This is a genomic window from Micromonospora sp. Utrum1 (genome assembly GCF_057197805.1).
Window position 1 is genome coordinate 3,927,201 of sequence record NZ_CM170071.1, and the last position, 25,549, is coordinate 3,952,749.

Below are 25,549 nucleotides of genomic sequence, written 5' to 3' on the forward strand. Positions count from 1 at the left end.
GTCGCCTGCACCGTCGTAGCGTGCTCGCCGGTGTCGAACGACGAGGGCGGCGCCAAGTCCGGCGAGGACCAGGCGACAGGCCAGGACAACTTCGGTACGCCGGCGGACCCGGCCGCGGTGAAGAAGGGCGGCAAGCTGGTCATCGCCCTCTCCGCGGAGCCCGACGCGCTGGACCCGACGCTGTCACGCAGCCTCTACTCGCGCTACGTCTTCCAGGCGATCTGCCAGAAGCTCTACGACGTGAACGAGCAGGCGCAGGTCGTGCCGCAGCTGGCCACCGCACTACCGACCACCAGCAGCGACGGCAAGACGGTCACCATTCCGTTGCGCCAGGGCGCGCGCTTCGCGGACGGCACGCAGTTCGACTCCGCCGCGGTCAAGGCCACCTTGCAACGGCACCTGACCAACGCCCGGTCCGCGCGAAAGAGCGAGCTCGGTCCGATCGACACCGTCGACACGCCCGACGCCAACACCGTCGTGATCCACCTGAAGCAGCCGTTCGCACCCCTGGTCGGGGCCTTGGCGGACCGGGCCGGCATGATCATGAGCCCGAAGGCGCTGCAGAGCCTGGGAGACAACTTCGCCACCGCGCCAGTTTGCGTCGGGCCGTTCAAGTTCGCCAAGCGGGTACCGCAGAACTCCATCGACGTGGTGCGAGACCCGAACTTCTACGACGCCACCAAGGTCAACCTCGACGCCATCTCGTGGCACATCCTCAGCGACGCGAGCATTCGGGCCGCCAACCTGCGTTCCGGCGACGCTCAGGTCGCCGACAGCATCTCCACACAGGACTACGGCGCGCTGCGCGGAGATTCCTCGCTCAGCGTCCTGCAGTCCCAGTCGCTCGGGTACCAGGGTCTCACCTTCAACATCGGCAACGTCGACGGCGTCGGCACCACGCCGAAGCCGATCAACCGCCCGATCGCGCAGAACGCCAAGATCCGGCAGGCCTTCGAGTACGCCCTCGACCGGAAGGCACTGGTCCAGGCCGTCTTCAACGGACTCAACGCCCCCGCCTGCTCGCCGATCTCGCCCGCGAGCCCGTTCTCGTCCGAGGAAGCGCAGGCCTGCCCCCAGCACGATCCCGCCAAGGCCAAGCAGTTGCTGTCCGAAGCCGGCGTTCAGACGCCGTACCCGGTGGCGATGCTCATCTCGAACTCGCCCGACTCGCTGCGTCTCGCGCAGGCGCTGCAGGCCATGGTCAAGGACGGCGGATTCGACCTCAAGATCAACCCGGTGGAGTACTCCTCACTCCTCGACGAGCAGGACCGCGGCAACTTCGAGCTGCTGCAGCTGGGCTGGAGCGGGCGGATCGACCCGGACGCCAACATCACCAACTTCGTCGGCACCGGCGGCAGCCAGAACGTCTCCGGCTACAGCAACCCGCAGCTCGACGCCGCACTGACCCAGGCTCGGCAGTCGAACGACCTCGAAGAGCGTAAGAAGCTCTACGGGCAGGCGGTGACGATCCTCCAGCAGGACGACGCGCTGATCTATCTCTACCGGCAGCGGAACCTGACCGCCGTCTCCAAGAAGATCCAGGGCCTGCAGGTCTTCCCCGACGGCGTGATCCGCGCGGCCTTCGCCGGATTCACCAAGTAGGTCGCCCCGTGGCTCGGTATCTGATCACACGCGCCTGGCACTCAGCGTTGACGCTGCTGTTGTCGACGATCGTGGTGTTCCTCGGGGTGCGGGCACTGCCCGGGGACCCGGCCCTCGCCCTCGCGGGCGAGGACCGGTCCCCGGAGGCACTGGACGCCATCCGGCACCACTACGGGCTCGACCAGCCGCTGCCGATCCAGTTCGCGCAGTACGTGGAGCGCCTCGTGCAGGGCGACTTCGGGGTCTCGATCCGAACCGGGATACCGGTCTCGTCGATGCTCACGACCGCCGTGCCCGTCACGGTCGAGCTGTCCCTCCTGGCGATCCTCCTCGCCGCCGCGCTGGGTGTCGGGGCCGGGGTGCTCGCGGCGGTGCGCCGCGGGCGTCCCGCCGAGTGGCTGGCCAACGGACTGGCCCTGGTGGGACTGTCGGTGCCGCACTTCTGGCTCGGACTGCTGGCGATCCTCTACCTCTCCGTGGCAGCGGGGCTCTTCCCGGCCTCCGGATTCGTGCCACTGCTGGAGGACCCGGTGGGCAACCTGCACCACATCATCCTGCCGACCGTGATTCTCGGCGCCGGCCTCGCCGCCATCATCATGCGGCAGACGCGTTCGGCGATGCTGGAGGCGCTCTCCTCGGACCATGTCCGTACGGCGAAGGCGAAGGGTCTCCGGCCACGGGCCGTCATCACTCGGCATGCCCTCCGGAACAGCCTCATCGTGGTGGTGACGATCGTGGGCCTGCAGCTCGGCGGCCTGATCTCCGGAGCGGTCGTCACCGAGCAGATCTTCGGGCTGCCGGGCTTCGGCAAGATGACCATCGACGCGGTGTTCCAGCGGGACTATCCGGTGATCCAGGCGGTCGTCCTGCTCACCGCGACGGCGTACATCGTGATCAATTTCCTGGTGGACCTGCTCTACTCGGTCATCGACCCGCGTATCCGGGTGACGGGGGAACCGGCATGACCGTCCTCACCGTACCGATGGCGGAGGCCGGCCCCGCCGGCACCAGCCGGCGCACCCGGGTCCTCAGGCGACTGCGCAGGAACCCGCTCGCCGTCGTGAGCTTCGTCGTCCTCGCGCTCGCGGCCGTCGTCGCCCTGCTCTCGCCCTGGATCGCTCCGCACGAGGTCCAGCAGACCGATTTCGCCCACACGTTCTCGCCGCCGGGCACCCCCGGTCACCTGCTGGGGACCGACGACCTGGGCCGGGACGTCCTGTCCCGCATCATGCTGGGGGCGCGGGCCTCCCTGCAGGTGGCACTGCTGGCGGTGGCCACCTCCTTGATCATCGGGGTGCCGCTCGGGCTGGCCGCGGGCTACTTCCGGGCCTGGGACGCGGTGATCTCGCGCTTCACCGACCTGCTGCTCGCGTTCCCGTTCCTGATCATGGCAGTGGGGTTGGCGGCCATCCGGGGCGCCAGTCTCACCAACGCCGCCGTGGCCATCGGGATCGCGCAGATCCCGGGGGTGATCCGCGTGGTGCGCTCGGATACCCTGCGGCTCAAGTCGCTGGACTTCGTCGCCGCGGCGGTCGTCGACGGCGCGAGCGACCCGTGGGTGCTCGCCCGGCACATCCTGCCGAACGCGACGTCGGTGATCCTGGTGCAGGCCACCGTAGCGATCCCGACCGCGATCCTGGCCGAGGCGGTGCTCTCGTTCCTGGGCCTCGGCATCCAGCCCCCGTCCCCCAGCCTGGGCACCATGCTGGCCACCGCCCAGCAGTTCGCTGCCCGCGCGCCCTGGGCCGCGGTCCTGCCCGGCGTCGTGATCATGGGTCTGGCGTTGGCGTTCAACGTCTTCGGCGACGCCCTTCGGGACGCCCTCGACCCGAAGGGAGACCGGTGATGACCACGGTTGAACGGGCGGGCACCGCCTCCGCCGCGGTCGGCATACCCGTCCTGGAAGTACACGATCTCTCGGTCTCGTTCACCACCGAGGGCGGAACCGTCTCGGCGGTGGACCGGGTGAGTCTGGATCTCGCGTCCGGGGAGATCGTCGGGATGGTGGGCGAGTCGGGCTGCGGTAAGAGCGTCACCGCGATGAGCATCGCCGGCCTGCTGCCCGACAGCGCCCGGGTCTCCGGCTCCGTGCGGCTGGAGGGCACCGAGCTGGTCGGCGCCCGGGAGTCGGTGCTGCGCCGCGTGCGTGGCAAGGAGATCGCCTATATCTTCCAGGAGCCGATGACCTCCTTGAACCCGGTGCTCACCGTGGGGCGGCAGATCGGGGAGGTTCTGCAGGTACACGAGCGGATGTCCAAGCGGGCCGCCCGGGCCCGCGCCGTCGAGCTGCTCTCGCTCGTCGGAATCCCGTCCGCCGGGAAGCGCATCGACAACTACCCGCACCAGCTTTCCGGGGGCATGCGCCAGCGCGTGATGATCGCGATGGCGGTGGCCTGCGGCCCGAAAGTGCTGGTGGCCGACGAACCCACCACCGCCCTGGACGTCACGGTGCAGGCCGGCATCCTGCAGGTGCTCCGGGACCTGCGGGACCGGCTCGGCACCACCATCCTCATCATTACGCATGATCTCGGCGTGATCGCCGACATCGCGGACCGCGTCGTCGTCATGTACGCCGGACGGGTGGTGGAGCGGGCACCGGTCACCGACCTGTTCGCGCATCCGTACCACCGGTACACGGCCGGGCTCCTGGCGGCTTCGCCGACGCCGGGCAAGCACGCCGGTACCGAGCGGCTGCAGGAGATTCCCGGTCTCGTGCCGGTCCTGTCCACCCAGCCCGACGCCTGCACCTTCGCCGACCGCTGCCCGGCCGCCGATGAACAGTGCCTCGACTCCGCCCCGGCCCTGCAGCTGGTCAGGACCGGGTCCGCGGTCCCGGTGACGGACCACCTCGCGGCCTGTTGGCACCCCTGCCCGTCACCGCGGACGCAGCCCCAGGAGACAACCGCATGACGCCGCAACCGAACGCCCTCGAACTCGAGGACCTGGTGATGCACTTCGGGCCGGTGCGGGCTGTGGACGGGGTGTCACTCACGATTCCCAAGGGCCGGGTCACGGCGCTGGTGGGGGAGAGCGGCTCGGGGAAGTCGACCGTGGGCCGGTGCGTGGTGCGGCTCGAGAAGCCCACCGCGGGCGTGGTGCGAATCGCCGGGACCGATGTCACCCAGCTGACCCGGCGACAGCTACGCCGGCACCGCAGTGACGTGTCGATCGTCTTCCAGGACCCCGCCGGCTCGCTGGACCCGCGCATGCTGGTCGGCGAGATCGTGGCCGAGCCGTTGCGGCTGTCCGGTAAGCGGATCATCCGCCGCGACCGGGAGGCCCGCGTCGCCGAGGAACTCGGCAGGGTGGGCCTGCGGGCGGAAGTCGCGCGCCGGTATCCGCACGAGCTTTCCGGCGGCCAACGTCAGCGGGTGAGCATCGCCCGGGCTCTGATCTCCGAGCCGAAGCTGCTCATCGCCGACGAGCCCACCAGCGCACTCGACGTGTCGGTGCAGGCGTCGGTGCTCAACCTCCTCGCCGACCTGCAACGGGACATCGGGTTCGCCTGCCTCTTCATCACCCACGACCTGTCCGCGGTCGAGTACCTGGCCGACGACATCGCCGTCATGTACCTCGGTCAACTCGTGGAGAAGGGCCCGCGCGAGCGGATCTTCACGCGCCCGGCCCACCCCTACACCCAGGCGCTGCTGGCGGCCGCGCCGGTGGCCGACCCGGTCCGCCAACGGCAGCGTCAACCGGTGCTGCTCGGCGACGACCTACCGTCCGCGCTGGACCCGCCGTCCGGCTGCCGCTTCCGCACCCGGTGCCCGCTCGCGTTCGACCGGTGCGCCACGGAGGTACCCGCACAGGTGGAGTTCGCCGGCGGCATGGCCGCCTGCCACCTGGTCCAGCCCGACGGCACCCGGCCCGACGTCCGGGCCGCCGACCCGAGTGAGGTGTTGTCATGACGTTCACCACCAGGCCGACCCTGCAGGGAACCTTCGGGATGGTGTCCTCGACGCACTGGCTCGCGAGCCAGTCCGCCATGGGGATCCTCGAGCGAGGTGGGAACGCCTTCGACGCCGCGGTCACCGCCGGGTTCGTCCTGCACGTCGTCGAACCACACCTGAACGGGCCCGGCGGTGAGGTGCCCGCCATCGTGGCCACCGCGCAGGACCCGACCCCGAGGGTGCTCTGCGGGCAGGGGCCGGCGCCGGCCGGCGCCACCATCGCGCACTTCCGCTCTCTCGGGATGGACCTCATCCCCGGGTCCGGCCCGCTCGCCGCGGCCGTCCCCGGCGCCGTGGACGCCTGGCTCCTGCTGCTGCGCGACCACGGCACGCTCTCCCTCGAGGAGGTGCTGGAGCCGGCGATCGGCTACGCCGGCGCGGGCCACCCGCTGGTCGCTCGGGTCGGCGACACCGTGGCCGCCGTGCAGTCGCTGTTCGAGGAGCACTGGCCCACCTCCGCCCAGCTCTGGCTGCGCGACGGCAGGCCGCCGGTGGCGGGGGAGCTGTTCACCAACCGGGCGTACGCGCAGACCCTGCAACGACTGGTCGACGCCGGCCGGGCAGCGGGCTCGGACCGGGAGGCGCAGATCGAGGCCGCACGCCGCGCCTGGGGTGAAGGCTTCGTTGCCGAGGCGGTCGACCGGTTCAGCCGGGAACCCTTCCAGGACTCCAGCGGAAGCGCGCATGCCGGCCTGGTCACCGGCGCAGACATGGCCGCCTACTCGGCCACCTGGGAGGAACCTGTCACCCTCGACTGGCACGGCTACTCGGTGGCCAAGACCGGTTTCTGGGGCCAGGGCCCCGTGCTGTTGCAGACCCTGGCGGTCCTCGACGCGCTGGACGACCCTCAGGCGTACGACCCGTCGACCGCGGCCGGAATCCACGCCCAGGCCGAAGCCCTCAAACTCGCCTTCGCCGACCGTGAGGCCTGGTACGGCGACGGTCACGTGCCCGCGAAGGCGCTCCTCTCCCGCGAGTACGCGCGGGAGCGGGCCGGCCTCATCGGGGAACGCGCGTCAGCGGAGCTGCGACCGGGCCGCCCCGACGGCGCCGAGCCGCGTCTGCCGGCTCACGTGCGACGCAGTGCCGGACGCCGGGTCGACCTGGCGGACCCCACGACGGGCGAGCCGACGGTGCAGTCGGACGGGGTGACCCGCGGCGACACCTGTCACGTCGACGTGGTCGACCGCTGGGGCAACATGATCTCCGCCACGCCGAGCGGTGGCTGGCTGCAGAGCTCTCCCACCATTCCGGACCTCGGCTTCCCCCTCGGCAGCCGGCTCCAGATGTTCTGGCTGGAGGAAGGTCTCGCCTCGTCGCTGGCACCGGGACGCCGGCCGCGCACCACGCTGAGCCCGACCATGGTGCACCGCGACGGGAAACCCGTCCTGGCGTTCGGCACTCCCGGCGGCGACCAGCAGGACCAGTGGCAGCTGCTGTTTTTGTTGCGCCATCTCGGCGGAGGTCGGTCTCTGCAGGAAGCCATCGACGCGCCGATGTGGCACACCATCAGCCTGCCGGCGTCGTTCTACCCGCGCGACATCGAGCCCGGCGTCCTCGTCGTGGAGGACCGGCTGGACGAGGATGTCCTGGTGGCGCTGCGCGCGTACGGGCACGAGGTGCGGCTGTCCGGCGGGTGGAGCCTCGGTCGTCTCTGTGCGGTGACCCGCGATCCGGACACCGGCGTGCTGGCGGCCGGAGCGAACCCGCGCGGGATGCAGGGCTACGCCTGCGGCCGCTGAGGCCTCAGCGGGTTCCGTATCCGGCCTCGGCGTTCTCGTAGGCCGCGGCGGAAGCGGCGTCGAGATGGGCCAGTGCGGCCCGCTCGGCCCGGTCACCGTCACCCGACTCGATGGCGTCGACCAGTTGGATGTGCTCGGCCCACGAGTGTGGTGCCCGTTCCGCGGCGCCCAGCCGGAAGACCCACTGCACATGGAGGTAGAGCGCCTTGGCGATCGACAACAGCCAGGGGTTGCCGCTGATCTCGAGGATCCGCAGGTGCAGGGCGCTGTTCAGCTCGGCGACCCGGGCCAGGTCCTGCAGTTGTGTCGCCTCGCGGCCCTGGTCCAGCAGGCGCCGCAGGGCGGCCACGTCCGCCGCCGTCGCCCGCTCGGCCGCCAGCCGGGCGGCCAGCGACTCCAGGCGCTGGCGGACGGCGAACATGTCCGCGATGGTCGCGCTGCTCGGGGAGGCAACCACCGCCCCGCGGCGGGGCAGGATCACCACGAATCCCTCCGCCTCCGCGACGCGCAGTGCCTCCCGGACGGGGTTGCGAGAGACGGCGAAGTCCTCGGCAAGCCGATCCTCGGTCAGCCGCTCGCCGGGAAGGTAGTCGCCGTTGATGATGGCGGCCCGCAGTGCGGCGAGGACCTGGTCGCGTAGCGGCAGGTGTTGAGCGCCGAGCTTGCCTCGCAGGTCATCAGCCAACCTGACCGCCTCTCCGTGAATCGTCCAGGCAGAGCGTATACGAAGAACAATTTGGGGAGGATAGCCGACCGTGCTGAAAACATCGCCACCCGTCATGCGCTTTCGCGCCGCGGTGAAGGGGAACCGGAACCTCGCCCGGCGGCGGCAGGCCCTCGTCGTCGTGCTCACCTTCCTGACCGGCGGCGCCGACGCCATCGGCTTCCTGGCCCTCGGCGGGGCCTTCTCGAGCGTCATGACCGGCAACATGGTCCTGCTCGGGCTCTCGGCGGGCAGCGGCGACGCCGACCTTGCCCTGACCTCCGGCTGCGCCATCGTCAGCTTCATCACCGGTGTCCTCGCGGGCGCCCGCCTCGCCGGCTCGGCGCAGCCGGACGACCCCGTCTGGCCACGCCGGGTCACCCACACGCTCGTCCTGGAACTCCTGGTGTTCGTCGTCTTTCTCGTCGTGTGGGTGGTCAACCTGCCCAGTCGTTCGGAGCAGGTCGATCTTGGGCTCCTGATGCTGTCGGCAGCGGCGCTCGGCATCCAGAGCAGTGCCATTCAGCGGTTCGGCGTACCGGGCCTCTCCTCCACGTACCTGACCGGCACGCTCACGAGTCTGATCGCGGGGGTCGCTGCCCGAAGCTCGTGGCAGAGCCTGCGGCCCAAGGCCCAGGTCCTGTTGGCACTGATCACCGGTGCCGTTGTCGGTGCCCTGATGGCCAGGTACCTGCCCGCATGGTCGCCGGTGCTGTTGATCGCGCCACTCGTGCTCGTCATCGCCGCGTCGGTTGGCGCCGGTGGCGGGCAGCGCCCCGGCCCGTAGTACGCACCTGCCCCGGCGTACCCGACCGTTCCGCGGCCACGCCTCCCGGGGTCGCCCGATCGGGATGAGGCAGGGTCACCCACCGCCGCGGGAGGGTGTGGGGAAGGCGTACCGAAGCGGCTGGTAAGTGGTGATTCGACGGGGAGGAATCAGGTGGAATACCAGGACTTCATCAATGCGGTGGCCACCCGGGCAAAGGTGTCCACCGATCAGGCGGCGACAGTCAGCCGCGCGACGTTGCAGGCGTTGGCAGATCGGATCAGCGCCGGCCAGGCTGAGCAACTTGCCTACCAGCTGCCCGACGGGCTTGACGACTGCCTGCGCAAACCGCTCCGACAGGACCAGGTCAAGGCGTCGCTGGGGTTCGCAGATTTCGTGCAGCGGGTGGCGGACCGCCCGAACGTCGACCGTGCGCTCGCCGAGGCCGGGGTCGGCCCGGTGCTCACCACGCTGCGTGAGGCTGTCACCCGCGACGAGTTCGAGAACGCGGTGGCCCAGCTTCCGAAGGAGTTCCGGCAGGCGATCGAACCGGTGGGTGCCGGCGGCGGGCGGCGCCCCGGCTCGTAGCACGCACGGTCGCCTCAGTAGCGCGCGCCCTTGTCGCGACGCCATGGCGTGCAGGGTGAGCATCGAAGACCTCGATGCTCACCCTGCAAAGCATTCGGGCTGTTCACGCTGACCGATCCCGGATAGGGTCCCCGCCATCGTCTCTGGCAGGAGGTTTCCGGTGGTCAGGAAGCGTGCGCTTCGCGTTGTCGTCGGTCTCGCCGCACTCTCGCTCGCCGTAGCCGGCTGTGGACGCTCGACCAGCGGTCAGACGCCGCAGGCCGGTGGCTCCGCCTCGGTCGCGGCCGACGCCAAGGCAGCCGACCTGGTCCCGGCTGCCCTCAAGGAGAAGGGCGTCCTGCGGGTCGCCACCGCCGAGGGCTACCCGCCGATGGAGATGTACAAGGAGGGGACCCAGGACCTGATCGGCGTGGACCCCGAGCTGGCGGCGGCGATCGCCGGGCGGCTCGGGCTGAAGCTGGAGATGACCAACGCAAGCTTCCCCGGCCTGATCCCTGGTCTGCAGGCCGACCGTTGGGATCTGGCGATGTCCTCGATGAGCGACACCGAGGAACGCCGTAAGGCCGTCGACTTCGTCGACTACTTCCAGGCCGGTGGCGCGATCATGGTGGCGAAGGGCAACCCGGCCGGGGTGAAGGACCTGGCGGACCTGTGCGGCCGCGCCGTGGTGCTCGCCAAGGGCAGCTCCAACCTCGCCATCGGCGAGAAGCAGAACGCCTCGTGTGCCAAGAAGATGACCATCTCGCAGAGCGAGGACGCCCCGACCGGTCTGCTGCAGATCGATGCCGGGCGCGCGGTGGCCACCATCGTGGACTACCCGGTGGCCAAGCTGCTGGCCCAGCAGAGCGGCAAGTACGAGGTGCTGGAGGCCCAGTACGAGGCCGGCCCGTGGGGCATCGCGATCGACAAGAAGGACAGCCAGCTGCGGGACGCCGTCCAGCGGGCGCTGCAGGAGCTGATCGAGGCGGGGGAGTACGCCAAGCTCCTCGAGAAGTGGGGCGTGCAGGGCAGCGGTGTGAAGACCGCGACAGTCAACGACCAGAAGTGAGCACACCGGTGGATGCGACCGTCACGGGCCCGGCTTCGGCCGGGCCCGCCGGCCCGGAGACGCCGGAGGCGAACCGGATCAGCCACCCGCTGCGACCGGGGCGCTGGGTGGCTGCCGGCGCAGCCGCCCTGATCCTGGCCTGGCTGGCCTGGACCATCGCGGTCAACCCGAACCTGCACTGGGACATCGTCGTCAAGTACCAGTTCGACCGGGTCATCCTCGAAGGGCTCTGGGTCACTGTCCAGCTCACGGTCGCGTCCATGGCGATCGGCGTGGTGCTCGGCGTCATCGTGGCGCTGATGCAGATCTCCGACAGCCGGATCCTGCGCGCCGGCGCCATGGGCTACGTCTGGTTCTTCCGCGGCACGCCGCTGCTGGTGCAGCTGATCTTCTGGTTCAACATCGCGCTGATCTTCCCCGAGATCGGGCTGGGCGTGCCGTTCGGCGGTCCGAAGCTGGTGACCTGGGAGACGAACACGCTGGTCACCGGATTCGTCGCGGCACTGCTCGGGCTCAGCATCAACGAGGGCGCCTACATGAGCGAGATCGTCCGGGCCGGCCTGCGCTCGGTCGACCCCGGCCAGCAGGAGGCCGCGGCGGCGTTGGGCATGTCCCGCATGAAGATCATGAGGCGGGTGGTGCTGCCCCAGGCGATGCGGATCATCGTCCCACCGACCGGCAACCAGTTCATCTCGATGCTCAAGACCACCTCGCTCGTCTCGGTGATCGCCGGCGCCGACCTGCTCACCGTCGCCCAACGGCTCTACCTGACCAACTTCGAGGTCATCGCCCTGCTGATCGTCGCGTCCCTGTGGTACCTGGTCCTGACCACCGTCGCCAGCATCGGCCAGTACTACCTGGAACGCCGGTTCAGCCGCGGCTTCGGCGCCACCGCGCCGGTACCCCTGCGCGGACGGATCGCCCGCAACCTGCGCTTCACCGGGAGCGCGCGATGACCCCGCCGATGGTGCAGTGCCGCGCCCTGCGCAAGAGCTTCGGCCGCTTGGAGGTGCTGCGCGGCATCGACCTGACCATCGAACGCGGCCGGGTGGTCTGCGTGGTCGGCCCGTCCGGCTCCGGCAAGTCCACCCTGCTGCGCTGCCTCAACCACCTCGAGGAGCCGCAGGCGGGCCGGGTCTACGTCGACGGCGAGCTGATCGGATACTCCGAGCGCGGCGGCCGGCTGCGGCCACTGCCGGACGGGCGACTGCGCCGCCAGCGCGAGTCGATCGGCATGGTCTTCCAGCGCTTCCACCTCTTTCCGCACCGCACCGCCCTGGAGAACGTGATGGAGGGGCTGGTCGCGGTGAAGGGCGTCCCGACGGCCGCCGCACGGCAGCGGGCCGGTGACCTGCTCGACCGGGTCGGGCTGTCCGACCGCGCCCACCACTACCCGGCCCAGCTCTCCGGCGGCCAGCAACAGCGGGTAGCCATCGCCCGCTCGCTGGCCATGTCGCCGAAGCTGATGCTCTTCGACGAGCCGACCTCGGCGCTCGACCCCGAACTGGTCGGGGAGGTGCTGGAGGTGATGAAGGACCTCGCGGCGAGCGGGATGACCATGATCGTGGTGACCCATGAGATGGGCTTCGCCCGGGAGGTCGGTGACCACTTCGTCTTCATGGACGAGGGCCTGATCGTCGAGCAGGGACCACCCCGGGAGGTGCTCGCCGCGCCGCGGCACGACCGTACCCGTGCCTTCCTGTCCAAGGTGCTCTGATGGCGCGGCTGCACCTGCTGATCACCGGCGGGGACGTGATCGACGGAACCGGCTCGCCGGCCCGCCCCGCCGACGTGGGCATCCGCGACGGGCGGCTCGTCCTGCTGCCACCGGGCAGCCGCGCTCCCGCGACCGAGGTCATCGACGCGACCGGGCTGGTCGTCACGCCGGGCTTCGTCGACGTGCACACCCACTCCGACCTGCTCGCCGGCGACGACGAACAGCGGGAATTGCTGCGCCTCGCGCCACTGCTCCAAGGCGTCACCACGGAGATCTGTGGCAACTGCGGCATCAGCCCCTTCCCGGTCCCGCCCGAGCGCACCGGGCCGGTGCGGGAGTTGATCGCCGCGACGTTCGGCCCACCCGCGTCGGCGTACGCGTCGTTCGCCGAGTTCGCCGACGCCCAGGGCGTGGCCCGGCGCAATCACCTCGCCGCCCTCGTCGGCCACGGGACGCTGCGCGCCGCGGTGATCGGCTTCGCCCAGCGCCGGGCCACTCATGCGGAAATCGGGCGGATGTGCGGCCTGCTCGACGAGGCGCTCGCCGCGGGCGCGGCCGGCCTGTCGACCGGCCTGATCTACTCCCCGGGCGTCAACGCCGGCACCGACGAGGTCATCGCGCTGGCCCGGGTGGCGGCCGCACACGGCAAGCCGTACGTGACACACCTGCGCGACGAGATGTCCCAGGTCGAATCCGCACTCGAGGAGGCGATCGAGATCGCCGCCGCGGCCGGGTCGGCGCTGCAGGTCTCCCACCACAAGACGGCCGGGCGGCGCGCCTGGGGCGCCACCGTCCGCACCCTCGCCCGGCTCGAACGGGCGCGCGCCGACGGGTTGGACGTCACCTGCGACGTCTACCCGTACACCGCCGGCAGCACCGCCCTGCACGCGATGCTCCCACCGTGGCTGATCGCCGACGGGGTACCGGCGATGCTCACCGCCGCCGCCGAGCCGACGGTCCGCGACCGGATCCGCCACGACCTGGTCGCCGGCCTGCCCGGCTGGGAGAACACCGTCGGCAACGGCGGCTGGGACCTGATCCGCGTCGCGTCCGCCCCGAACAACCCCGACGCCCAGGGGCACACCATCGCCGACCTGGCCGCCGCGCGCGGCGTCGACCCCGTCGACTACGCCTGCGACCTGCTCGCCGCCGAACACGGCGACGTCACCATCCTCAGCCACTCCATGCACGAGGACGACGTACGCCGGGTGCTGGCCAGCCCGCTGACCATGCTGTGCTCGGACGGCGTACCGAAGGGGGGCCGACCCCACCCGCGGTGGGCGGGCAGCTTCGCCCGGGTGCTCGGCCACTACGTTCGCGAGGTGGGGCTGCTGGAGTTGGCGCAGGCGGTGCACAAGATGACGGTGATGCCCGCCGGGCGCTTCGGCCTACGAGACCGCGGGCTGCTCGCTGACGGGTACGCCGCGGACGTGGTGGTCCTCGACCCACAGCGGATCGCCGACGGTGCCACCTACGACGATCCGCTGGCGCCCCCACAGGGCGTGCGGTGCGTGATCGTCGGCGGCCGGGTGGTCGTGGACGGCGGTGCGGCTACCGACGCTCGGCCCGGCCGGGTGCTGGCGCTGGCGGATCGGGTGCCGGCTGTGCCGAGGCGGCCATGAGCGCGGCTCACGGCGGCCAGGCGGTGCGGGTCGGGGCGATGGTGCGGCGGCTGGACGACGGCCGCACCCTGACGACCGACCCCGACCTGGTCCTGCCGCTGGCCAGCGTCGGCAAGGTGCTGCTCCTCGGCGAGGCGGCCCGGCGACTCGCCGACGGGACGCTCGCCGCGGCCCAGCCGGTCGAGCTGCTCGAAGCAGACCGGGAGGTCGGCGGCACCGGCCTGATCGACCAGCTGTCGCCCCGGTGGTGGACGGTCGCCGACCTGGCCACGGCGGTCGCCGCGGTCAGCGACAACGCCGCCACCAACGCCCTGCTGCGGCTGGTGACCCTGGATGCCGTCCGGGAACTGGCCCGCCGCGCCGGGCTGCAGCACACCGCCGTGCACGACCGGATCCGCGCCGAGCGCGGCCCCGGCATACCGGAGAGCTTCGCCACCGGCACCGCGCGCGAACTCTGCGCCTTCCTCGCCGATGTGGCGAAGGGAACCTGGCAGAGCCCGCAGGCGTGCCAGCTGCTGCGCGGCTGGCTCGCCGGGAACACCGACCGCACGATGGTCGCCGACTCGATCGGCCACGACCCGTGGTCGAGCGACGGCGTCCGGGTGGAGAACAAGACCGGCACCGACACCGGGGTACGCGCCGACACCGGGATCGTGTCCGGCCGGCACACCGTCGTCTACGCCGTGATCGCCGCGTTCGCGCCCGGGGCCGAGCGGGCCGCCGTGGCGGAGCTGCGGCGCTGGGGTGCGGCGGTCGACCGGCTCGCCGGACCCCACCGTTCCGACAGCTCCTGACTCAGCGTCGCCGCCGCGTCGCTCAGCCGCTCGACGAACCTGCCCACCACCGGATTGGGGTTGCCGGGGCGCAGCGCCACGCCGATGTCCCGATACAGCTTCGCGTGGGCGAGTCGCCGCACCGCCACGCCACCGGGGTTGCGCAAGCCGAGCGACGGGACCAGCGCCACCCCGACACCGGCCCGGACCAGACCCAGCACCACCTCGTAGTGGTCACTGCGGCAGCGGATCCGCGGCGGGAAGCCCTCCGCCCGCGCCGCCAGCTCCAGCACCGAGACCTCGCCCTGCACGCCGAGGGTGGTGATCCACGGCTCGGCGGCGAGGTCTCCGAGCCGAAGCCGCCGCCGGCGGGCGAGCGGGTGGTCGGCGGGAAGCACCACCAGCTGCGGGTCCACCATCAGCGGCTCGACCTTCGCGTACGGCGACTCCTGCGCCGGACTCAGCGGATGGTCGAAGACCACCACCAGGTCCAGCTCACCCTGGTGGAGGCGGGGCAGCAGTTCGTGTGGCTGCCCCAGGATCAGCGCCAGCTCGACCTGCGGGTGGTCCCGGGTGAAGCTCGACAGCGCGCGCGGCAGCAGCTCCGTGCCGGCGGTGGCGAAGAACCCGATCCGCAGTAGTCCCCGTCGGCCCTCGCCGTGTGCGGACAGCTCATCGCGGGCCGCCGACATCAGATCGACGATCTGCTGCGCGTAGTCCGCCAGGCGCTGGCCGGCGGCCGTGAGGCGCAGACTGCGCGGCCCCCGGTCCACCAGCGCCACCCCGGCCTCCTGCTCCAACGTGGCGAGCTGGTGGGAGACCGCGGACGGGCTCAACTGAAGCCGCTCCGCGGCGGCGACGATGGTGCCGTGGCGGGCGATCTCCAGAACGATCTGCAGGCGTGCGGTGTTGAACATCGGCCGGTTGCCTCCCTGCTCCGAGGCGGTGCGGTCCGCCGTCGACCGCCACCCGGCCCACACTCTCGCATGCCATCCGTACCGGCCGGCCACCTGCCCGCCCGCGAGCAGAGTCGTCTGCCGCACGAGCGAGGAAAGGCGGCCTCTCCGGTGTGTTGCTCGGCCACCGGGGTACCCGCAGGGCCCGTGAACCAGCTCAGGGGGAGGCGCGCATGAGTGACGCGATCGGACATTCGGGCCGATATGGCCGTAGCGGCAGCCCGACCGACCGTCTGGCGCAGGACGTGGCGGACGTCGTCCGCGAGGAGATCCGCACCGTCCGCGGGCAACTGACCGAGGCGGCTCTCCCGGCCGGGCTGGGGATCGTGCTGCTGGCTGCCGCGGGCGGTTGCCTCGTCCTCGGCGCCGGCGCGGCCTCCACCACCGTCCTGCGCCTGCTGGAGGTGTTCCTGCCCCGCCGGCTGGCCGCCGCAGGCCTCACCGCCGGCTATTTGGCCACAGCGGTGGTCCTCGGTGCGAAGGGGCTGGAACAGCTGCGCGCGGCAGGCGGCAGTTCGGCCCGGCTCGCCGACCAGGTTTCGGACGTGGTGTCGGCGACCGCCTCCCGGGTGGTCCCGGCCGGCACCGACGCCGCTCGTGACGAGCTGGGCCGGTAGCACGGACCGGAAGGAGGGAATGTCATGGCGGACAAGCACGAGCAGGCCGAGCAGATGCGCGGAGACGTGCCGTCGACCGTCGCGCGCTCGGACGACAAGGCGGTCCGCACGTACAAGAAGACGCTGGAGTCGGCCGAGGACACCTACGGCGACGGGGAGCGGGCGCACCGCACGGCGTTCGCGTCGTTGAAGCACACCCACGAGAAGGTCGGCGACCACTGGGAACCCAAGGAGCACAAGGGGCCGTCGGATCCGCAGGCGGCGCTGGGCACCCCAGCCTCCCGCGAGCGGACCCGCCCGACCGCCCAGGGTGTCGACGCCAACGCCAGCAAGGGGCACCTCGAGGACGTGGCCCGCCGGGTGGGCATCGACGAGCCGCAGAACCTGGACAGGGACGAGCTGGTGCAGGCCATCGAGAAGGCGAACGCCCGGGCCACCGCCCGCGCCCGGCGGAGGTGAACTGACGGCCCGCGATCAGCCCGCGTCACCCGCGCACCGGCCGGACAATGGCCACGGGTCGCCTGCTGCCACCCGTTCCGCCGAGGCCGCCTACAACGACAGGGCGGTCAGCTCGGTCCGGCTGGTGACGCCGAGCTTCGGGTACGCCTTGTACAGGTGGTACGCGACGGTCTTCGGGCTGAGGAAGAGCTGCGCGGCGATGTCCCGGTTGGACAGCCCCTTGCCGGCGAGCCGGGCGATCTGCAGCTCCTGCGGGGTGAGTTCGGCGGCGGCCGACGCGGCGGGTTGCGGGGCACGCAGGCCGGTGGCCTCCAGCTCGCCGCGCGCCCGCGCCGCCCACGGCGCCGCGCCCAACTGGTCGAACGTGTGCAGGGCGCGGTGCAGCCGGCCGCGGGCGTCGGCCTTGCGCCGGGCGCGGCGCAACCACTCGCCGTACAGCAGTTCGGTGCGGGCCTGCTCGAACGGGCGACCGCCGGCCTTGAGGGCGAGCAGGTAATCCTGCTCGGCGCCGGAGAGCAGCGCCCGGCATCGGTACGCCAGGCCCGTCGCCCACGGCTGGTCCACCCGCTCCGCCCAGGCCGAGAAGCGGGCGTACGCCTCCTCGGCCTGCTCGGGCACCCCGGCCCGGACGGCCGCCTCGACCAGGTCGGGCACGCTCCGGTACGCGCACACCTGGTGGGCGTACGGGTTCTCCCGCAGGGCGGCGAGCCGGGCGACGGCGGACTCGGCCCGGCCCTGGCCGAGGTCGAGCAGTCCGAGCGCCCACAGCGTCCACGCCCGACCGGCCGCCTCGGTGCCCGCCGCTGCGCCGTCCAGCGCCGAGGCCACCAGCTCCAGGCAGCGCGGCTCGTCGCCGGCCACCGCGGCCAGCACCGCCTGCACGGCCAGCAGCTGGCTGACCCAGAGCGGCTGGCCACCGTCGCGGGCGACCCGGACCGCCTCGTCGAGGCTGACCGCGGCGTCCCGGTGCCGGCCGTGGAAGAACTCCGCCTCGGCGAGGAAGAACAGCAGCGTGGGCAGCAGCCCGAGGATGCCCTCCGCCCGACAGCGGGCGACCAGGCCGGCGGCCAGCTCGTACGTCTCGGCGTCCTGCGCGGCGACGAAGCCGAGCCCGCAGAGCTGCACCCGGTCGCGGGGTTCGGCGCTGACCTCGGCGGTGATCGCGGCCAGCGGCAGCGGTCGGCCCCGGACCGCGGCGACCTGGTAACGGGCCACCGGATGGTCGAGGGTCGCGAGCTGGTCGAGGCAGGCGCCCAGGTACGGCTCGCCGAGGTACCAGGCCGGGTGGAACGCCGCCACCAGTAGGGCGTCCCGCTGCGCCGGGTTGAGCGTCGCGCCCTGGGTCATGAGGTCGTACGCGGTCTGGTGGCCGCCCTGCCAGAACCAGGCGTGGCCCTCGATCCAGGCGACGCGGGCGTGGAAGGCCGGCTCGTTCACCAGGCCGGCCGCCCGCTCGGCGAGCCGGACCGCGTCGGCGAGGTGCCCGGAGTGCAGGCCGCTCTCCGCGGCCAGCAGCAGCCGTCGCGCCCGGGCGGCCTCGTCCCCGCTCAGTTCGGCGGCCCGCTCGAACGCGGCCAGCGCCGCGCCGTAGCCGCTACGCCCGCGGGCCTGCTCGGCGGTGCGTTCCAGGGTGGCGGCCACCTGCTCGTCCGGTCCGGTGGTGGCCGCGGCGAGGTGCCAGGCCCGCCGGTCGGCGGCGTCGGGCGCGGTGAGCACCTCGGCGAGCGCCCGGTGCACGGCGAGCCGCTCCGGATATGTGGCGGCGGCGTGCACCGCGGCGCGGACCAGCGGGTGACGGAACCGCACCCGCCGACCGGTGACCACGACGAGCCGGGCCTCCTCCGCCGGCCGCAGGTCCGCCGGGCCGCCCCCGAGGGGTGCGGCGGCGCGCAGCAGCACGTCCAGGTCGCCGGTGTCCTCAACGGCGGCGACGAGCAGCAGCGTCCGGGCGCCCGCGGGCAGCCGGTCGACCTGGCCGTGGAACGCCGCCTGCAACCGGTCGGTGAGCGGCAGCGGGCCGCCGGCGTCGTCGGCCCGCACGACGCGGGGCAGCTCGATCAACGCGAGCGGGTTGCCCTGCGCCTCGCCGAGCACCCGCATCCGTACCTCGGGTGCGAGCTGCGGGTCGAGAAGCCGGACGGCGTCGGCCGGCGCGAGCGCGCCGACGGTGAGTTCGGGCAGGCCCGGGGCGGGAAACATCCCGTCCCGGGCCGCGAAGATCATCACGACGCCCTCGGCGTGCAGCCGGCGCGCGGCGAAGAGCAGCGCCTCGGCCGAGACGCTGTCCAGCCAGTGCGCGTCGTCGACCAGGCAGAGCAGCGGACCGTCCTCGGCCAGGTCGGCCAGGAGCGACAGCACCGCGAGCCCCACCAGCAGCCGGTCGGCCGGGGCGCCCCCGCCGAGTCCGAATACGGCGGCGAGCACCGCCCGCTGCGGTGTCGGCAGCCGGTCGAGGCGGTCGAGCGCGGGCCGCACGAGCTGGCTCAGTCCGGCGAACGGCAACTCGGCCTCGAACTCGGCGGCGCTGGCCCGCAGCACGCGCAGCGGCTGGCCCGGCGGCGACGTCAGCTCGGCGGCCCAGTCCAGCAGCGCGGTCTTGCCGATGCCCGGCCCACCCCGCAGCACCAGCGCGGCGCTCTCCCCGGTCCGGGCCCGCGCCACCAGGGCCGCGATCCGGTCCTGCTCTGCGGCGCGGCCGTGCAACATTCCCGCACCCTACACAGGTACGGAGTACCTAAGCGCTACCGATTCCCGCGGGCTTGATCATCCCTAGCGTCGTGGTCATGGAACTGATCGAGAAGTACCTCGCCGCCTGGAACACCACCGACCCCGCCGCCCGCCGGGCCCTCATCGACGAGGTCTGGACCACCGACGGGACGTACACCGACCCGCTGGCCGCCGTCGCCGGACGCGATCAGATCGACGGGCTGATCGCCGCCGTGCAGCAGCAGTTCGCCGGGCTGGAGTTCACCCTCGGCGGCCCGGTCGACGCGCACCACGACCTGGCCCGGTTCACCTGGCACCTCGGCCCGCGCGGCGGTGAGCCGATCGTCGTCGGATTCGACGTCGCGGTCATCACCGACGGCCGTATCGCCACCGTGCACGGCTTCCTGGACCGGGTGCCGGCATGACCGTCCTGACCGCGCGGCCGGCGCCGGTCACCGCCCCGGCTGCCAGTTCGAAAGCCTTCCTGCCGGTGCTGCTGACCTCGACGTTCATGACCGCGATCGACGCGTTCATCGTCAACGTGGCCCTGCCGGCGATGCAGCGCGACCTGCACGCCGGTCCGGCCGCGCTGGAGTGGGTCGTCGCCGGCTACGTACTCGCGGTGGCCGCCGGCCTGATCACCGGCGGTCGGCTGGGCGACCGGTACGGCCGCCGCCGGATTTTCGGTCTCGGCGTGGCGCTGTTCACCGCGGCCTCGGTGCTCTGCGGGCTGGCGCCCACCGCGGGCGTCCTGATCGGCGCCCGGGTGCTGCAGGGGCTGGCGGCGGCGCTGCTCATGCCGCAGGTGCTGGCCATCGTGCGCACCAGCGTCGCGCCGGCCGAGCAACCGAAGGCGTTCGCCCGGTACGGCCTGACGCTGGGCCTGGGCGCCGTCTTCGGCCAGTTGATCGGCGGCCTGCTGATCCGGGCGGATCTGTTCGGCCTCGACTGGCGGCTGTGTTTCCTGATCAACCTGCCGATCGGGGTTGCCGCGCTGGCCCTGCTCCGGCGGGTGCCGGAGTCCCGCCAGCCGGCGACCCGGCTCGACCTGGCCGGCGTGGTCCTGGTCAGCGCGGCGCTGGTGGCGCTGGTGCTGCCGCTGGTGGAGGGGCGCGAGCAGGGCTGGCCGACATGGACGTGGCTGAGCCTCGCCGCGTCGGTGCTGCTGTTCGCGCTCTTCGCGGCGACCCAGCGGCGCAGCGGGCAGCCCCTGGTGGACCTGACGCTGTTCCGCGAGCGGGCGTTCTCGGTGGGGCTGGTGGCGACCCAGGTGTTCTGGATGGGGCAGGCGTCGTTCTTCCTCATCCTGGCGCTCTACCTGCAGGTCGAGCGGGGCCTGTCGGCACCGGAGTCGGGTGTCGTCTTCATCGCCATCGGCGCCGGCTACCTGGCCACCTCGACGTACGCCCACCGGATCGCCGCCCGGCTCGGCCGGCAGGTGGTGAGCGTCGGCGCGCTGGTGATGGCGGTGGGCCTGTACGGCATGTGGGAGGCGGCCGGACACGGCATCGGCTGGCTCGTGCCGGGGCTGGCCGTGGACGGCATCGGCATGGGCATCGCGCTCGCGCCGCTCACCACCACGGTGCTCGCCCGGGTCAGCCCACAGCACACCGGCGCCGCCGCCGGGGTGCTCGCGGCGGTGAACCAGACCGGCAACGCGGTCGGGGTGGCCGTGATCGGGATCGTCTTCTACCAGGCCGCGGATCTGACCGGCGGGTTCCGGGCCGGACTGGTCGCGCTCATCGCGCTGGAACTGGCGCTGGCCGCGATCATCCAACTGCTGCCGAGAAAATGACGCCGACGCGCTGGCCGTCGTCCCGAGGACGGCGGCCGGCGCGCCATGCGCCGATCGTTCGAGCGCCGGCGGTCGATACATGGTGACCAGGGGGTTCGCTGTCGTCGACGAAGTACGACGACAGCATCCGGGTTTGACGGCGGCGCGCGCCGCTGGGGCAGAGGCTAGCGGCGGCGTCGCGGGCAGTCCGGTGATCTGCGTATCCAGGTCGAACTGCGGACGCGACCGGGTGTCGGTAACCGCCGCTCCTGGTCCTTCGGGGGCGTTAGCCTGGTGGCAGGGCGCGCGCTATGGCGCATTGGTCCTGCTCGCCCGGTTCGGGCGAGTCGACGGGCCGTTACGAGCGCCGGACGCCGATCAAGGGCTGCCGGGCCGCTGCCGGCAGAAACAACACTGGGGAGAGCGATGAGCGACACCGCCTCTGATGTCACGGTGGCCTTCGTACACGGCGCCTTCGCCGACAGCTCCAGCTGGAACGCGGTGATCGGCCGTCTTCAGGCGGCGGGGGTGACCACGACGGCGATCCCCAATCCGCTGCGCGGGATCACCGAGGACGCCGCCTACGTGGCCAGCGCTCTGCGTCAACTGCCGGGCCGGGTGTTGGTGGTCGGTCACTCCTATGGCGGGGCGGTCATCACCAACGCCGTGCCGATGGCCGACAACGTCGTCGGTCTCGTCTACGTTGCCGCGTTCGCTCCCGACGAGGGCGAGACCCTGATGGACATCGAGGGCGGGTCGAAGGACAGCGTGCTGACGTCCGCGATCCAGCCACTGCAGTACCCGACCGCCCAGGGCACCGAGACCGAGTTCCGCATCGACCCGGCCAAGTTCCACGACGCATTCGCCAGCGACGTCTCGGACGCCGACGCCGCGGTGATGGCCGCGACGCAGCGGCCCGTCTCGTCACTGGCGTTCTCGACACCCTCCGGGCCGCCGGCGTGGAAGGCCCTGCCCGCCTGGGCGGTCGTGGCGATCGGCGACAAGGCGGCAGGCAGCGACGTCGTCCTCAAGATGGCCAAGCGGGCCGGCGCCACGATCACGGAGGTTGAGGCCTCGCACGTGGTCATGGTGACTCAGCCGCAGGTGGTCGTCGACGTCGTCATGCAAGCCCTGGCCTCCGTAGCCAGGTGACGCCGGAGGTCGGACCCGATCCGGCCCATCCGGGCCGGCGTGCTCGCGCTGTGTGAAGCCGAGGTCGGGCGACGGGCCCGGTGGTGAACATCGGGTGCAGCTGCGAAGAATCGTGCCGTCAGGCATTGACACGCAGAAGGTTTCCTTCAACGATGCCTATCCATGAAGACGAGTCGCGTGGGAGCCGGGGTCCGTCGCACGCTGGTGTGCTCGCTGCTCGCGGGGTTGCTCGCGGTGTTTTCGGGCGTGGTGTCGCCAGCGGCGGCGAGCGTGTCCGCGACATCGGCCGCCCTGGCCGGCTACCCGGTGTGGGCGCATTTCACCGACCCGACCGCCGGACGCGACTACACCATCCTCACCGAGCTGCAACGGCTGATCGACGCCACTCCGGCGGGTGCCACGATCCGGGCGGCGATCCACTCCCTCAGCGTCGATTCGGTGGCCGACGCGCTGGTGCGGGCCCAGACCCGCGGCGTCACCGTGCTGGTGGTCCTCGACGGTAAGAACGCGACCTCGACCGACCCCGCCATCACGACGATCAAGCAGTTGACCAACCACCAGTTCTGCCTGAACAGCAGCGGCGGTCACGGCTGCATCAGCACCAGCGCCGCGGGCGACATGCACACCAAGCTGGTCACCTTCTCCAGCACCGCCGACCCGAACGGCGTCGCCCGCGGCAACGTCGTCTGGTTCGGGTCGAGCAACCTCACCTACGCCACCGGCCCGGACGCGTTCAACAACTCCGTCACCGTCTACGGCGACGCGGCGCTCGCCGCCGGCCTGAACGCGAACTTCACCGACCTGTGGAACCGGCGGCACTACAGCGGCAACGACTACTACGACTCCGCGTCCGGTCGGGGCTACTACCAGGCGGCAGCAGCCGACGCGTACGCCTCACCCGAGGGGGTGGGGCAGACCGACACCATCGCCACCCGGCTCAACGACCTCACCCCGGACGCCAACTGCCGACTGCGCGTGGCCATGGCGGCGGTGACCACCGGCCGCCCACAGATCGTCAGCCTGGTCGGCCGGTTCCGCGCCGCGGGGTGCAAGGTCTGGATGGTGATCGGTACGAACGCCGACGGTGGCATCGCGATGAGCCAGTCGGTCTACAACGAGCTGCTCGACGCGGGCGTGTCCATCCGGCGCAAGGACAAGGTGCACGACAAGTTCTTCGTGGCCTACGGCAGGTACGGCAGCGCCTACCAGTACCGCGTCTACACCGGCTCCCAGAACTGGACCCAGGACGCGCTGAACGAGAACGACGAGATCTTCGTCAAGATGGCCCCCGAGAGCGGCAGCGCGCACCCGCTCTACGACGGCTACTACACCCACTTCAACGACGCGTACAACACGGGAGTGACCTGCGCGAAGAACAGCTTCCCGTGCCGATCCTGACCGCTGCCGGCCAGCGGGTCCGCGGCGCCGAGCGGGGCGGTCGCTACCGCGCCCGAGCCCGGTCCGCGAGCCAGTCGTCGAAGGTCGTGGGCGCGATCCGGGCATCCGGGCCCGGCAGCAACACGTTGCCCGCCATGTCCGCGCCGAGAATCCCCTCCCACGTGGGGACGAGGGTCATCTCGCGTCCATCCGCCTGCTGGGTCCGGCGCGCCATGTCCACGAGATCGTGACGATCGGGGCCCGCCACGTCACGGTGGCGTCCCTGGGGCGGCCCACCGGCCACCTCGGCGAGGACCTCGGCGACGTCACCCGGGGCGATCGGCTGGATGAGCAGCGGCGCGAGGTAAGCGGTGCCGTCCTGTTCCGTCCAGGTGGCCACGGTGGCGGCGAAGTCGAAGAACTGGGTGAAGGGCACGATGGTCCACGGCACGTCGCCGGCCGAAACCAGTCGCTCCTGCTCCCGCTTGCCGAAGTAGTGCGCGTTCCCGGCGATACGGTGCACCTCGACGATGGAGAGCAGGACGTGGTGCCGGACCCCCGCCTCCTGCTCGGCCCTCAGCAGATTCCGGGTGGCGGCGGCGAAGTACGCCACGGTGGCCTCGCGGTCGGCCGGTGGCGCGCTGATCGCGTCGACGACGACGTCGACCCCGGTCAGCGCCTCGTCCAGCCCTCGGCCGGCCACCAGGTCGACACCGTGCGACCGGCTGATCGGAACGGGGTCGTGGCCGTGCCGGCGCAGGGCGGGCACGGTCAGGGAGCCGATGTTGCCGGATGCGCCGGCGACGGCCACACGCATGTCTGGCTCCTGTCTCAGATCCGGTGCGAGGCGCTCCGGACGTGACCGGGCACCGGCCCACTGAGGAGCACTGCCCGGAAGATGCCCGGACGGCTCCACACGCTCGCGGATCGGCACGCCGGGCCGACACCTCACGCTGAGCTTCAGGGTAGGGGAGGGCGGCGTGCCGCGAGCCCGGAATCGAGCGACGCGACCGGGCCGCCGGTGCGGGGCACCGGAAGGGGCAATGCGCGTTCCGCGCGGCGCTCGGCTCTCCACCCGATGGGTCTGTGGCCGGCCGATGAGTTTGGGATGCTGCGACGGTCTACCCGTCGACACCACCTGACTCGAAGGGACCCCCGATGGCAAAGGTCATCTCCACGCTGTTCATCTCGGCCGACGGCGTGGCCGAGATCGACCCCGACTGGCACTTCCCGTACTTCGACGAGAACATGGGCCGCGCCGTCGGCGAGGACTACGACACCGCTGACGTGCTGCTCATCGGCCGCGAGACCTATGACAGCTTCGCCGGGGCCTGGCCCGACCGTGAGGCCGCAGGTGGCGAAGACGCATCGTTCGCCAAGCAGCTCGGGGACGTGCGCAAGGTGGTCGTCTCGCGCCAGCCGCTGGAGTTCTCCTGGCGCAACTCGGAGCTGATCAAGGGTGATCTCCTCGAGGCCGTCGCCGCCCTCAAGGCCGATGCCGGCGTCAAGGGCGTCCTCATCCCGGGGTCGATCTCCGTGGTGCAGCAGCTGCTCGCCGCGGGCCTGGTCGACGAGCTGCGCCTGCTGGTGCATCCGGTGGCGGCACGCAAGGGCCGCAAGCTGTTCGACGAGGGCGACGCGCCGTACCACCTGCGGGTGACGGCGACCGAGGTGTTTCCGACGGGCGTGATCCGCGTGATCTACGCACCGACCGCGGCGCCGGCGAAGGTCGGTTACGCCGATGTCAAGGACCAGGTGCCCGAAGGAAACTAGGGCCATAATCCGATCTTCGACGCGCTGAACGGTCACCCCGGTCCGGGCGCCACCGCCGACTCGACACAGGCGGAGGCGGCCAGACTGCGGACTCTCGGTGCCACCGCCATCGACCTGGGCCAGAGCGTCCCGTGGACGGTCCTCGCCGGCCCGGAAGGCAATGAGTTCTGCCTCCTCGCCCCAGGCTGACCCCCGCCCCCGGGGCGCGATCGGCGGCCCGGATC

The 25,549-nt window shown here is 71.8% G+C and carries 25 protein-coding genes; 21 read left to right on the forward strand and 4 right to left on the reverse strand.

The window, feature by feature from the left end; genetic code table 11:
- Window positions 1-30: 30 nt before the first annotated feature.
- From AC0OLQ_RS18415 to AC0OLQ_RS18440, 6 genes are read left to right on the forward strand one after another with little or no spacing between them, the layout of a single operon-like run.
- Window positions 31-1,602, forward strand: a complete 1,572-nt coding sequence (locus tag AC0OLQ_RS18415; RefSeq protein WP_484527223.1) for an ABC transporter substrate-binding protein — start codon at window positions 31-33, stop codon at window positions 1,600-1,602.
- 8 nt (window positions 1,603-1,610) lie between these two features.
- A complete protein-coding gene (locus AC0OLQ_RS18420) occupies window positions 1,611-2,567 on the forward strand; it encodes an ABC transporter permease (protein WP_484527224.1) in 957 nt (318 codons plus the stop codon).
- Complete coding sequence (locus AC0OLQ_RS18425; RefSeq protein ID WP_357344644.1) at window positions 2,564-3,448, forward strand: ABC transporter permease; 885 nt, start codon at window positions 2,564-2,566, stop codon at window positions 3,446-3,448. Before AC0OLQ_RS18420 ends, AC0OLQ_RS18425 begins: the two co-directional genes overlap by 4 nt.
- Window positions 3,448-4,512 (forward strand): ABC transporter ATP-binding protein, encoded by a 1,065-nt coding sequence (locus AC0OLQ_RS18430; protein WP_484527225.1) that lies wholly within the window; start codon window positions 3,448-3,450, stop codon window positions 4,510-4,512. The genes AC0OLQ_RS18425 and AC0OLQ_RS18430 overlap by 1 nt, the downstream gene beginning before the upstream one ends.
- Window positions 4,509-5,510 (forward strand): ABC transporter ATP-binding protein, encoded by a 1,002-nt coding sequence (locus AC0OLQ_RS18435; RefSeq protein WP_484527226.1) that lies wholly within the window; start codon window positions 4,509-4,511, stop codon window positions 5,508-5,510. Before AC0OLQ_RS18430 ends, AC0OLQ_RS18435 begins: the two co-directional genes overlap by 4 nt.
- Window positions 5,507-7,294 carry a gamma-glutamyltransferase family protein gene (locus AC0OLQ_RS18440; RefSeq protein ID WP_484527227.1) on the forward strand — a complete coding sequence of 596 codons (1,788 nt, stop codon included), beginning with the start codon at window positions 5,507-5,509 and terminating at the stop codon, window positions 7,292-7,294. The genes AC0OLQ_RS18435 and AC0OLQ_RS18440 overlap by 4 nt, the downstream gene beginning before the upstream one ends.
- Before the next feature lie 4 nt (window positions 7,295-7,298).
- Here the strand turns inward: AC0OLQ_RS18440 and AC0OLQ_RS18445 are convergent, their stop codons facing one another.
- Window positions 7,299-7,979, reverse strand: coding sequence for a GntR family transcriptional regulator (locus tag AC0OLQ_RS18445; RefSeq protein ID WP_484527228.1), 681 nt, complete (start codon window positions 7,977-7,979; stop codon window positions 7,299-7,301).
- Window positions 7,980-8,049: 70 nt separating this feature from the next.
- Between AC0OLQ_RS18445 and AC0OLQ_RS18450 the strand changes: the two genes are divergently transcribed.
- The 7 genes from AC0OLQ_RS18450 to AC0OLQ_RS18480 all read left to right on the forward strand — a co-directional run bounded on the left by AC0OLQ_RS18450 (window position 8,050) and on the right by AC0OLQ_RS18480 (window position 14,532).
- Window positions 8,050-8,784 carry a YoaK family protein gene (locus tag AC0OLQ_RS18450; RefSeq protein ID WP_484527229.1) on the forward strand — a complete coding sequence of 245 codons (735 nt, stop codon included), beginning with the start codon at window positions 8,050-8,052 and terminating at the stop codon, window positions 8,782-8,784.
- Between the two features lie 153 nt (window positions 8,785-8,937).
- Window positions 8,938-9,351 carry a DUF2267 domain-containing protein gene (locus tag AC0OLQ_RS18455; protein WP_484527230.1) on the forward strand — a complete coding sequence of 138 codons (414 nt, stop codon included), beginning with the start codon at window positions 8,938-8,940 and terminating at the stop codon, window positions 9,349-9,351.
- Between the two features lie 160 nt (window positions 9,352-9,511).
- Complete coding sequence (locus AC0OLQ_RS18460; RefSeq protein ID WP_484527231.1) at window positions 9,512-10,399, forward strand: ABC transporter substrate-binding protein; 888 nt, start codon at window positions 9,512-9,514, stop codon at window positions 10,397-10,399.
- Window positions 10,396-11,355, forward strand: coding sequence for an amino acid ABC transporter permease (locus tag AC0OLQ_RS18465; RefSeq protein WP_357344659.1), 960 nt, complete (start codon window positions 10,396-10,398; stop codon window positions 11,353-11,355). The genes AC0OLQ_RS18460 and AC0OLQ_RS18465 overlap by 4 nt, the downstream gene beginning before the upstream one ends.
- Window positions 11,352-12,116, forward strand: a complete 765-nt coding sequence (locus AC0OLQ_RS18470) for an amino acid ABC transporter ATP-binding protein (protein ID WP_484527232.1) — start codon at window positions 11,352-11,354, stop codon at window positions 12,114-12,116. The genes AC0OLQ_RS18465 and AC0OLQ_RS18470 overlap by 4 nt, the downstream gene beginning before the upstream one ends.
- Complete coding sequence (locus AC0OLQ_RS18475) at window positions 12,116-13,738, forward strand: N-acyl-D-amino-acid deacylase family protein (RefSeq protein WP_484527233.1); 1,623 nt, start codon at window positions 12,116-12,118, stop codon at window positions 13,736-13,738. The genes AC0OLQ_RS18470 and AC0OLQ_RS18475 overlap by 1 nt, the downstream gene beginning before the upstream one ends.
- On the forward strand, window positions 13,735-14,532 hold the full coding sequence (locus AC0OLQ_RS18480) for a serine hydrolase (protein WP_484527234.1): 798 nt from the start codon (window positions 13,735-13,737) through the stop codon (window positions 14,530-14,532). The genes AC0OLQ_RS18475 and AC0OLQ_RS18480 overlap by 4 nt, the downstream gene beginning before the upstream one ends.
- Here the strand turns inward: AC0OLQ_RS18480 and AC0OLQ_RS18485 are convergent.
- Window positions 14,415-15,428, reverse strand: coding sequence for a LysR family transcriptional regulator (locus tag AC0OLQ_RS18485; protein ID WP_484527235.1), 1,014 nt, complete (start codon window positions 15,426-15,428; stop codon window positions 14,415-14,417). The genes AC0OLQ_RS18480 and AC0OLQ_RS18485 overlap by 118 nt on opposite strands.
- Before the next feature lie 212 nt (window positions 15,429-15,640).
- On the opposite strand from AC0OLQ_RS18485, the gene AC0OLQ_RS18490 reads away from it, so the two are divergent.
- Together AC0OLQ_RS18490 and AC0OLQ_RS18495 are read left to right on the forward strand one after the other, a co-directional pair.
- Window positions 15,641-16,084 (forward strand): phage holin family protein, encoded by a 444-nt coding sequence (locus AC0OLQ_RS18490; RefSeq protein ID WP_357344669.1) that lies wholly within the window; start codon window positions 15,641-15,643, stop codon window positions 16,082-16,084.
- Window positions 16,085-16,108: 24 nt separating this feature from the next.
- Entirely contained in the window at window positions 16,109-16,543 is a 435-nt protein-coding gene (locus AC0OLQ_RS18495) for a ChaB family protein (RefSeq protein ID WP_484527236.1), read from the forward strand.
- 90 nt (window positions 16,544-16,633) lie between these two features.
- Here the strand turns inward: AC0OLQ_RS18495 and AC0OLQ_RS18500 are convergent, their stop codons facing one another.
- A complete protein-coding gene (locus AC0OLQ_RS18500; protein ID WP_484527237.1) occupies window positions 16,634-19,249 on the reverse strand; it encodes a helix-turn-helix transcriptional regulator in 2,616 nt (871 codons plus the stop codon).
- Between the two features lie 77 nt (window positions 19,250-19,326).
- On the opposite strand from AC0OLQ_RS18500, the gene AC0OLQ_RS18505 reads away from it, so the two are divergent.
- From AC0OLQ_RS18505 to AC0OLQ_RS18520, 4 genes are all read left to right on the forward strand, one after another.
- Window positions 19,327-19,674, forward strand: a complete 348-nt coding sequence (locus AC0OLQ_RS18505) for a nuclear transport factor 2 family protein (protein WP_357344675.1) — start codon at window positions 19,327-19,329, stop codon at window positions 19,672-19,674.
- Window positions 19,671-21,044 carry an MFS transporter gene (locus tag AC0OLQ_RS18510; protein ID WP_484527238.1) on the forward strand — a complete coding sequence of 458 codons (1,374 nt, stop codon included), beginning with the start codon at window positions 19,671-19,673 and terminating at the stop codon, window positions 21,042-21,044. The genes AC0OLQ_RS18505 and AC0OLQ_RS18510 overlap by 4 nt, the downstream gene beginning before the upstream one ends.
- 405 nt (window positions 21,045-21,449) lie before the next feature.
- The gene (locus AC0OLQ_RS18515) at window positions 21,450-22,175 is read left to right on the forward strand and encodes an alpha/beta fold hydrolase (protein ID WP_484527239.1); all 726 of its coding nucleotides are present in this window, start codon (window positions 21,450-21,452) and stop codon (window positions 22,173-22,175) included.
- 270 nt (window positions 22,176-22,445) lie between these two features.
- Entirely contained in the window at window positions 22,446-23,573 is a 1,128-nt protein-coding gene (locus AC0OLQ_RS18520) for a phospholipase D-like domain-containing protein (RefSeq protein WP_484527240.1), read from the forward strand.
- Window positions 23,574-23,616: 43 nt separating this feature from the next.
- Here the strand turns inward: AC0OLQ_RS18520 and AC0OLQ_RS18525 are convergent, their stop codons facing one another.
- Window positions 23,617-24,369, reverse strand: coding sequence for an SDR family oxidoreductase (locus AC0OLQ_RS18525; protein ID WP_484527241.1), 753 nt, complete (start codon window positions 24,367-24,369; stop codon window positions 23,617-23,619).
- A 341-nt stretch (window positions 24,370-24,710) separates the two neighbouring features.
- Here AC0OLQ_RS18525 and AC0OLQ_RS18530 point away from each other — a divergent pair, with 341 nt between their 5' ends.
- Together AC0OLQ_RS18530 and AC0OLQ_RS18535 are read left to right on the forward strand one after the other, a co-directional pair.
- Window positions 24,711-25,325, forward strand: a complete 615-nt coding sequence (locus AC0OLQ_RS18530) for a dihydrofolate reductase family protein (RefSeq protein ID WP_357344685.1) — start codon at window positions 24,711-24,713, stop codon at window positions 25,323-25,325.
- 24 nt (window positions 25,326-25,349) lie between these two features.
- Entirely contained in the window at window positions 25,350-25,514 is a 165-nt protein-coding gene (locus tag AC0OLQ_RS18535) for a VOC family protein (protein WP_484532381.1), read from the forward strand.
- Window positions 25,515-25,549: the final 35 nt, after the last annotated feature.